Below are 9,304 nucleotides of genomic sequence, written 5' to 3' on the forward strand. Positions count from 1 at the left end.
CACCGACCGGTGCTGATCGCCAACGCCCTCGGCTCCCCGCCGGTCGACGTCATCGAGCAGGCCCATGCCCGCGGCGTCAAGGTCGCGGCCCTGGCCGGGGCGGCCAAGCACGCCGTGTCCCACGTCCACAACGGTGTGGACGTGATCGTCGCCCAGGGCTACGAGGCCGGCGGCCACACCGGCGAGATCGCCAGCATGGTGCTGACCCCCGAGATCGTGGACGCGGTCGGCCCCTCGGTGCCGGTGCTCGGCGCCGGCGGGATCGGCACCGGTCGCCAGATCGCCGCCTCGCTCGCGCTGGGTGCGCAGGGCGTGTGGACCGGGTCGATCTGGCTGACCGTGGAGGAGTACGACCTGTCGGCGGGAGTGGGGATCCGCGACGCCTTCCTGCGCGCCGAGTCCTCCGACACCGTTCGCACCCGCATCTACACCGGCAAGCCGGCCCGCCTGCTGAAGACCAAGTGGACCGAGGCCTGGGAGGCCGAGGACGCTCCGGCCCCGCTGCCGATGCCGCTGCAGAACCTCCTCGTCTCGGATGCCCACAACCGCATGAACCGGGGCGACGACCCCGACACGGTCTCGATGCCGGTGGGCCAGATCGTCGGGCGGATGAACGAGGTTCGCCCGGTGGCCGAGGTGATGGATCGCCTGGTCGCCGAGTTCGGCGACGCCGTACGACGCCTCGACGTCGTCGCGCAGGCCTAGATCAGGATTGGATTCCGCCACACTGGGAAGGACTCCTTCCATGGACGAGAAGCGACCGGCCGGTCGGCCTGCCCGTCACCTGGCCCTCGTGGCCTCAGCGCTGGTCGTGGCGGGTGGGCTCTTCGGCCTGACCGGTGGAGGTTCGGCCACCGGCGAGGCCTTTCCCGCGCCGACCCCGCAGGCCGCGTGCGGCCCGGGGGCACGGGAGGAGACCGGCATCCAGGGCCGCGTGCCGCAGCGCGACTACGACACCGGACGTGTGGACCGGGGGTACCGCTGCAACACCCGCGGAGTCGCCCACCAGGGAGCGACCGGTGGCTTCAAGGTGCAGCGCTACCGCGACGACTCCGGCCGGGTCTGCGCCTACTACGACTCGACGCTGCTGTTCCCCAAGGACGTCCTGATGAACGCCGCGCGGGGCCTCGGCGTGATCGTGCTCGACATGAGCGACCCGTCGCGGCCGGTGAAGACCGACGCGCTGGTGTCCCCGGCGATGCAGAGCCCGCACGAGTCGGTCCTGGTCAACAACCGGCGCGGCCTGCTCGCGGCTGTGCTCGGCAACGCGGCCACCAACGCCGGCGTGCTCGACGTCTACGACATCAGTGAGGACTGCCGGCACCCGCAACTGGTGTCGACGACCCCGACGGCGGTCCTCGGCCACGAGAGCGGCTGGGCGCCGGACGGCAAGACCTTCTGGGCGGCCAGCGCGGGCGGGCAGACCCTCACCGCGATCGACGTGAGTGACCCGGCGGCTCCGCAGCCGGTGTTCTTCCAGTCCGGGGTCAACTACCACGGCCTGCGCCTCTCCGGCGACGGCCGGACCATGTACGTCGCCGAGATCGGCAACCCGACCGACGGCAGCTTCGCCTCCGGGGGCCTGCGGATCCTCGACGTGAGCGAGGTCCAGGACCGCGAGCCCGACCCGGAGGTCCGGCTGGTCTCCGAGCTCGACTGGCCGGAGCGTTCGATCCCGCAGGTCGCCGAGCCGTTCACCCGCAACGGCCACCCCTACCTGCTCGAGGTCGACGAGTTCGCCAACTACAACTTCACCAGCGGGCAGGACCAGTCCGAGGCTCCCGTGGGTGCGGCGCGGATCATCGACATCGCCGACCCCGCCAACCCACGCATCGTCGCCAACCTGCGGCTCGAGGTCCACCAGCCCGCGGCGCGGCGGTCGTCGCAGCAGGAGGACCCCGGCGCCAGCTCGCCCGTGCAGGGGTACGCCGGCCACTACTGCTCGCTGCCGCGGAGAACCGACCCGAAGCTGGTCGCCTGCTCCATGATCGCCTCGGGGCTGCGGATCTTCGACATCAGTGACCTGCGGAGCCCGGTCGAGGTCGGCTACTTCAACCGCCCGGTCCGTCCGGGGTCGAAGCCGGCCAACCCCACGGCCGAGGGCGGCTACGCGATGTCACAGCCCGCGTGGGACGTCGCCCACCGCCAGGTGTGGTACTCCGACGGGAACAGAGGTTTCTACGCGGTCCGGTTGACCAACGGGGTGGGCGAGCTGCTGGCGCGCTGACCCGTCCCGGGCCTGGGGTAGCGCTGGGTGCTGAAGTCGCCGGCGTAGTAGCCGTTGTGCGGGTGCACCCGGCCCGAGCAGGTGCCGGACTCCATCTCGACGATGATCGTGGCGGCCATGCTGCTCACCTCCTGGTGCGGGTCCTTTACCTTCGAGAGTCGCTCCGTGCTCTGCTGATACAGACCGTCCGGATCCGGATGACTCATCGGCCGGCGCCGCGTTTCTGCGCACGTTTCAGGAATACGCCGTCCCGCGCTCCGACCGGGTCCACACGGGGTCGGTGACGTCGAGCCCCTCCGCCACGAGCTCCCGCTTGAGCACCTTGTTGGTCGCGGTCTGGGGGAGGGTCGTGGCGATCCGCACGTGGCGCGGCCACTGCTTCGGCCCGAGGTCCGGCTGCCCGGCGAGGAACTCCTCGAGCGAGGCCGGGTCGAGGGTCGCGTCGGGCCGCAGCACCAGCGCAGCCACCAGCTGATCGCCGACCCGGTCGTCCGCGACGGCGTACACCGCGACCCGGCTGACGTCGGGATGGCGCAGCAGGATCCGCTCGACCGGTGCGGCCGCGAGGTTCTCCCCGTCGACCCGCAGCCAGTCGCCGGTGCGACCGGCGTAGTAGGCGAAGCCGTCGGGGTCGAGGTAGCCGAGGTCGCCCGACCAGTACATCCCGTCGCGCATCCGCTCGGCGGTGGCCGCCTCGTCGTTGTAGTAGCCCGCGAACTGGCCGGCCCCGTCGACGTTGACGAACTCGCCCACGCAGTCCTCGAGGTTGCTCACCCGGCCGTCGGGTCCGATCACGGCGGGCGGACACACCCGGCCCGTGCCGCGGTCGAGCACCTTCACCCCCTCCATCGGCCGGCCGAGGGAGCCGGCCGGCGTGCCCTCGACACGGGAGATGATCACGGCGTTCTCGGTGGAGCCGAAGCCGTCGCGCACCTCGCAGCCGAAGCGGGCGGCGAACGCCGCGATGTCCTTCTCGTTGGCCTCGTTGCCGAACGCGATCCGCAGCGGGTTGTCGGCGTCGTCCCCGAGCTCGGGGGTGGCGAGGATGTAGGACAGCGGTTTGCCCACGTAGTTCATGTACGTCGCCCCGAAGTGGCGCACGTCGTCGAGGAATCCGCTGGCCGAGAACCTCTCGGCGAGGGCGAGCGTGGCGCCGGTGGCGAGGGCAAGGGCGTAGCCGGACATCACGGCGTTGCTGTGGAACAGCGGCATCGAGACGTAGAGCACGTCGTCGCGGGTGATCGACAACATCTCGGACAGCGCCAGCCCCGGGAACGAGACCTTCTCGTGCGTCACCCGGACCGCCTTCGGCTCCCCGCTGGTGCCCGAGGTGAAGATCAGCATGAACAGCGACGCGGAGGTTGAGGTGCGAAGGCGCCCTGGCGCCTGAGCCTCGAAACCCGGTGACGTGCCCGCCTCGGCAACCCGCTCAGCCCACTCGTCCGAGTCCACCCGGATCACGCGGACGCCACCGAGGTCCAGGCCCTCCAGCAGGTCGGCGTGGTTGGCGTCGGTGAGCACGACCTGGCAGTCGCCGGTGCTTATGTCGGCGCGCAGGGAGTCACCCCGCCGCGTGGTGTTGAGCCCGACCACGACGTGACCCCCGAGTGCGGCGGCCGACAGCGCCATCGCCATCTCGGCGGTGTTGTCGAGCAGCACCCCCACGTGCGGCGGCCGTTCGTCGTCCAGCAGTGCCCGCAGCAGCCCAGCCCGCGCCGTGGACTCCGTGACGTGCTCGGCCCAGCTCCAGGTCCGCTCCCGCGTGGCGAGCCCGGGGCGTTCGTCGTCCGATCGCTCGAGGAGCAGCTGCCGGAGGGTCGTCAACGTTGGGGGTCAGGCCGGCTGGGCGGCGAGGGCCCGGCCGATGTCACGCGCCTGCTCGGTGGTGCCGCCGTAGGCGAACTCGAACCGCTTGGCGGTCGTGAAGAAGCGGTGTGCCTCCCCGTCCAGGTCGATGCCGACACCTCCGTGCACGTGGACGGTCGTGTGCGCGAGCCGGTGTCCGGCGTCGGCCGCCCACAGCTTCGCGACGGCCAGCTCGGTCCCGGCCGGAAGGCCCTCCGAGAGGCGCCAGGCCGCCTGCCAGAGCGTGAGCCCCTGGCCCAGGACGTCGATGTAGCCGTCGGCCAGTCTCTGCGAGACGGCCTGGAAGGTGCCGATCGGTCGACCGAACTGCTCGCGCTCCTTCGCGTACCCGGCCGTCAGCGCCAGTGCACCCTCGGTCACCCCGAGCTGCTCCGCGCAGGCCGTCAGGACCAGGAGCTGCCCGAGCCTGAGTGCCGCACCGTCGTCGCCCAGCGGTTCGCCGGGTGCGTCGGTGAGCTCGACCCGGGCGGCGAGGTCGCCGTCACTGGTCCGCTGGGGGAGCACGACCACCCCGTCGCTGCCCGGTTCGACGAGGAAGACGCCGACCCCGGACGGTGTGCTCGCCGTGACCAGGAGCAGGTCCGCGCGGGTGCCCGTGGGGACCAGCGTCTTCGCGCCACTCAGCCCCCAGCCGTCGCCGACCTGCTCCGCCGTGGTCTGCGGGTGCCGCGGCAGGGGGTCACGGTCCTCGGCGACCGCCGCGGTGAGCAGCCGTTCGCCGCTCGTCGCGCCGGGCAGCCAGTGCCGGCGCTGGGCGTCGGAGCCGAGCTCGGCGAGCGCCGTGGCACAGGCGCCGTGGGTGGCGAGGGGGACCGGCGCCACCGTGCGCCCCGTCTCCACGAGCACCCGGCAGAGCTCGATCAGGCCGAGGCCGGCGCCGTCGTGCTCCTCGGGGACGGAGAGGCCGAGCAGGCCGGCATCGGCAAGGTCCTGCCAGAGGTCCTGGTCGAAGCGGTCGCCGCCGGCCTCGACCTGCTTCATGCGCTCGTTGGTGGCGCGGTCCTGGAGGATCCGGGCCGCCAGCTCGGCGGCCTCGTCCTGCTCGGCGGTGAACGTGAAGTCCATGTCCCCTTACCTCTTCGCGGCCGGAAGTCCGAGGCCGACGTAGCCGATGATGTCGCGCTGGATCTCGTTGGTGCCGCCGCCGAAGGTCATCACCAGCGCGGAACGGTGGTAGCGCTCGAGGCGCCCCGCCAGGACGGCGGCCGGGGAGTCGGCGGCAACCAGGGCGTTCGGGCCGACGATCTCCATCAGCGAGCGGTAGACCTCGGTCGCCAGCTCGGAGCCGTAGATCTTGGTGGCCGAGGCGTGGGCGGGGGACAGCTCGTCGACGGCCGAGGCGAGCTTCCAGTTCAGCAGGGTGAGCATCTCCACCCGGGCGTGGGCACGTCCGAGCAGGACCTGCACCCACTCCTGGTCGATCACCCGCTGCCCGTCGGGGTTCTTGGTCTCCTGCGCCCAGGCGCGGACCAGCCCGAGGGAGTGCGTCAGCGGCGCCGCCGAGGTGAGGGCGACCCGCTCGTGGTTGAGCTGGTTGGTCACCAGCGACCAGCCGCCGTTCAGCTCGCCGACCAGGTTGGACGCCGGCACCCGCACGTCCTCGTAGTACGTCGCGCTCGTGCCGACCCCCGCCACCGTGTGCACGGGGGTGAAGGAGAAGCCGTCGGCGTCGGCCGGCACCAGGATCATCGAGAGCCCCTTGTGCCGCGGGAGGTCGGGGTCGGTGCGGCAGGCCAGCCAGATCCAGTCGGCGTACTGGATGAGGGAGGTCCACATCTTCTGGCCGTTGATGACCCACTCGTCACCCTCGCGCACCGCACGGGTCGTGAGGCTGGCGAGGTCGGTGCCGGCTCCGGGCTCGGAGTAGCCGATGGAGAAGTGCAGCTCGCCGGCGAGGATCCTCGGCAGGAAGTACTCCTTCTGCTCGTCCGTGCCGAAGCGCATGATCGTCGGCCCGACGGTGTTGAGGGTCAGGTAGGGGATCGGGACCCCGGCGACGGCCGCGGCGTCGGTGAAGATCAGCTGCTCGACCATCGAGCGGTCCTGGCCGCCGTACTCCTTCGGCCAGCCGATCCCCAGCCAGCCGTCGGCGCCGAGCTTGCGGATCACGTCCTTGTAGACGCCGGCGTCGCCGAACTCCCCGGAAGCGGCGGCCAGGCCGGCGCGGACCTCGGGGGTGACCAGGGCGCTGAAGTACTCGCGCAGCTGCTCGCGGAGTCGTTCCTGCTCAGGGGTCAGCGCGACGTGCATGCGGCCAGACTAGAACGTGTTCTCGTTTTGGTCCATACTGGGCGCATGACTGACACGAGACTGCTCGACCACGGCACGCCGCCGGAGCGGTTCGCCCGTGGCTGGCACTGCCTGGGGCTCGCCCGCGACTTCCAGGACGGCAAGCCGCACGGGGTCGAGGCCTTCGGCGGCAAGCTCGTCGTCTGGTCCGACGCCCAGGGGGACCTCCACGTGCTCGACGGCTACTGCCGGCACATGGGGGGAGACCTCACGCAGGGCACGGTGAAGGGCGACGAGATCGCCTGCCCCTTCCACGACTGGCGGTGGGGCGGCGACGGCAGGTGCAAGCAGATTCCCTACGCCCGACGGGTGCCGCTGCGCGCCCGGACGCAGAAGTACCCCGCCGTCGTCCGCAACGGCCAGCTCCTGGTCTGGCACGACGCGGAGGGCGGCGCGGCCGACGAGGAGATCCTGCCGCCGGAGCTGCCGGGCATCGGCACCGACGAGTGGACCGACTGGACCTGGAACGTCATCGACGTCGACAACTCCCACTGCCGCGAGATCATCGACAACGTCGTCGACATGGCCCACTTCTTCTACATCCACTTCGCCTTCCCGACGAACTTCCGCAACGTGTTCGAGGGCCACATGGCGACCCAGTTCATGGAGTCGACCGGGCGGCCCGACATGCAGTCGGAGGGGTACGGCGACGAGGACCTGGTCCTGAAGTCGGAAGCGACCTACTACGGACCGTCGTACATGATCAACTGGCTCAACACCGACTACAAGGGCTTCATCACCGACGTCGTCCTGATCAACTGCCACGTCCCGACCTCGCAGAACTCCTTCAAGCTGCAGTACGGCCTGTGCGTGAAGAAGCCCGAGGGGCTCGACGAGAAGACCGCCAACTACATCGCCAAGAAGTACTCCGACATGTTCGGAGAGGGCTTCATGCAGGACGTCGAGATCTGGCTCAACAAGGCGCCCGTGCAGAATCCGCTCCTGTGCGAGGAGGACGGGCCCGTCTACCAGCTGCGGCGGTGGTACGAGCAGTTCTACGTCGACCGCGACGACGTCACCCCCGAGATGACCGAGCGCTTCGAGTTCGAGGTCGACACCACCAAGGCCAACGAGTTCTGGCACGCCGAGGTCGAGGAGAACCTCGCCCGCAAGGCTGCCGAGGACCGGGCTGCCGAGGACCGGGCTGCGGCGGACGCCTGATGCCCTCCTTCGTCCCCACCAGCGCGGACACGCTGGAGGACCAGCGGCTCTACACCCGGGCCCGGCTGGTCGAGGTCGCCTGCCTCGACTGCCTCGCGAGGGTGGGTGTGAAGAAGAACAGCGAGCACCACACCTCGATCCAGTGGAACGCCGCGGCGCTGGGCGAGTGCCAGGTCTTCGCGCGGATGGACGGCGAGCCGGGCGGGCGGCAGGTGCACGCCTCGTGCCCCCGGCTGGCCGCCAGCATCGAGGCGGCGGTTCGTGAGGGCCGGTTGTCGATCGGTGCCCAGGACGGTTACTGAGCATGGACACCGCGTCCTTCGAGCTGCAGGTCCTCGACGTGGTCGAGGAGACGGCCGACGCCCGCTCGATCTCGTTCGAGGTCCCCGACGACGTCGCCTCGCACTTCGACTACAAGCCGGGGCAGTTCCTCACCGTGGCGGTCCCCAGCGAGCAGACCGGCGTCGCCGCCCGCTGCTACTCGCTGTGCAGCAGCCCGGCAACGGACGAGCCGCCGACGATCACGGTCAAGCGGACCGAGGAGGGCTACGCCTCCAACTGGCTGGTCGACAACCTCCGGCCCGGCGACACCCTGCGCGTGCTCCCGCCGAGCGGGATCTTCACCCCGGCATCCCTCGACGCCGACCTGGTGCTCTTCGCCGGCGGGTCGGGGATCACGCCGGTGATGTCGATCCTGCGTACGGCGCTGCTCACCGGCAGTGGCAGGATCGTGCTCTTCTACGCCAACCGCGACGAGCGGTCGGTGATCTTCGGGAGCACCCTCAGGGACCTGGCGGCTTCGCATCCCGAGCGGCTGCTGGTCGTGCACTGGCTCGAGTCGGTCCAGGGTCTGCCCAGCCAGGAGCAGATGAAGGCCTTCGCGACGCCGTACTCCTCATGGGACGCGTTCGTCTGCGGGCCGGCTCCCTTCATGAAGGCGACCGTGGCGGCGCTGAAGGAGCTGGAGTTCCCGCGGGCCCGACGGCACCAGGAGAAGTTCATCTCGCTGGGCGGCAACCCCTTCGGCGACCTGCACGACGTCGAGGTCGCCGAGGGAGAGATGACCGCGGCCGACACCGACGAGCAGGACGCGGCCGAGGACGCCGCAGCAGCCCAGCCCCAGGAACCGGTGACGCTGGAGGTCGAGCTGGACGGCGAGAACTACTCCTTCGACGACTGGATGCCGGGCACCAAGCTCCTCGAGCACCTGGAGTCGAAGGGCGTCAAGGCGCCGTTCTCCTGCCGTGAAGGTGAGTGCTCGGCCTGCGCCTGCCGGGTGCTGGAGGGCGAGGTGAAGATGCTGCACAACGACGTCCTCGACGAGGAGGACCTCGAGGAGGGCATCCGGCTCGGCTGCCAGTCCGTCCCCGTCACCGACAAGGTCTCGATCACCTACCACTGAGTCGCCGGTGGTTGAGCAGGGACGCGCCCTGCCCGGCTGTGTTGCCGGTGGTTGAGCAGGAGGCGCCCTGCCCAGCTGTGTTGCCGGTGGTTGAGCAGGGAGGCGCCCCGGGCGCCGACCGTGTCGAAACCCCCGCACCCGACCGCTCGCCGCAGGTGCTCGCGGTGCCGGGGTTTCGACGACGCGCGCTTCGCTCGCTGCTCAACCACCGGCGGTGGCTACCAGCCTCGCTCTCGCCACTCGGCCAGATGAGGCCGCTCAGCGCCGATCGTCGAGTCGTCGCCGTGGCCGGGGTAGAACCAGGTGTCGTCGGGCAGCCGGTCGAACAGCTTGGTCGCGACGTCCTCGAGCAGCTGCCG

General features: G+C 70.6%; 9 protein-coding genes. 5 read left to right on the forward strand and 4 right to left on the reverse strand.

Translation table 11 applies throughout. From position 1 onward, the window contains the following. A partial coding sequence (locus tag VFN12_RS06580) for a nitronate monooxygenase family protein (protein ID WP_325117816.1) occupies window positions 1-705 on the forward strand: 705 nt, incomplete at its 5' end. A 40-nt stretch (window positions 706-745) separates the two neighbouring features. After that, window positions 746-2,227: a hypothetical protein gene (locus VFN12_RS06585; RefSeq protein ID WP_325117817.1), complete on the forward strand. Its 1,482-nt coding sequence runs from the start codon at window positions 746-748 to the stop codon at window positions 2,225-2,227. Here the strand turns inward: VFN12_RS06585 and VFN12_RS06590 are convergent. From VFN12_RS06590 to VFN12_RS06605, 4 genes are all read right to left on the reverse strand, one after another. Further along, complete coding sequence (locus VFN12_RS06590) at window positions 2,179-2,346, reverse strand: hypothetical protein (RefSeq protein WP_325117818.1); 168 nt, start codon at window positions 2,344-2,346, stop codon at window positions 2,179-2,181. The two genes, VFN12_RS06585 and VFN12_RS06590, sit on opposite strands and share 49 nt — an antisense overlap. 115 nt (window positions 2,347-2,461) lie before the next feature. Beyond that, complete coding sequence (locus VFN12_RS06595; RefSeq protein ID WP_325117819.1) at window positions 2,462-4,051, reverse strand: AMP-binding protein; 1,590 nt, start codon at window positions 4,049-4,051, stop codon at window positions 2,462-2,464. A gap of 9 nt (window positions 4,052-4,060) precedes the next feature. Further along, window positions 4,061-5,158 (reverse strand): acyl-CoA dehydrogenase family protein, encoded by a 1,098-nt coding sequence (locus VFN12_RS06600; RefSeq protein ID WP_325117820.1) that lies wholly within the window; start codon window positions 5,156-5,158, stop codon window positions 4,061-4,063. A gap of 6 nt (window positions 5,159-5,164) precedes the next feature. Next, window positions 5,165-6,343, reverse strand: a complete 1,179-nt coding sequence (locus VFN12_RS06605; protein ID WP_325117821.1) for an acyl-CoA dehydrogenase family protein — start codon at window positions 6,341-6,343, stop codon at window positions 5,165-5,167. Window positions 6,344-6,388: 45 nt separating this feature from the next. Between VFN12_RS06605 and VFN12_RS06610 the strand changes: the two genes are divergently transcribed. Genes VFN12_RS06610 through VFN12_RS06620 form a run of 3 tightly spaced genes read left to right on the forward strand, consistent with a single transcriptional unit; the run spans window position 6,389 to window position 8,945 of the window. Continuing rightward, entirely contained in the window at window positions 6,389-7,543 is a 1,155-nt protein-coding gene (locus VFN12_RS06610; protein ID WP_325117822.1) for a Rieske 2Fe-2S domain-containing protein, read from the forward strand. Then, a complete protein-coding gene (locus VFN12_RS06615; RefSeq protein ID WP_325117823.1) occupies window positions 7,543-7,845 on the forward strand; it encodes a hypothetical protein in 303 nt (100 codons plus the stop codon). Before VFN12_RS06610 ends, VFN12_RS06615 begins: the two co-directional genes overlap by 1 nt. 2 nt (window positions 7,846-7,847) lie before the next feature. Continuing rightward, entirely contained in the window at window positions 7,848-8,945 is a 1,098-nt protein-coding gene (locus VFN12_RS06620) for a ferredoxin--NADP reductase (protein WP_325117824.1), read from the forward strand. Window positions 8,946-9,304 lie beyond the last annotated feature (359 nt).

The sequence above is a fragment of the Nocardioides sp. genome (genome assembly GCF_035703625.1).
GTDB lineage: Bacteria > Actinomycetota > Actinomycetes > Propionibacteriales > Nocardioidaceae > Nocardioides.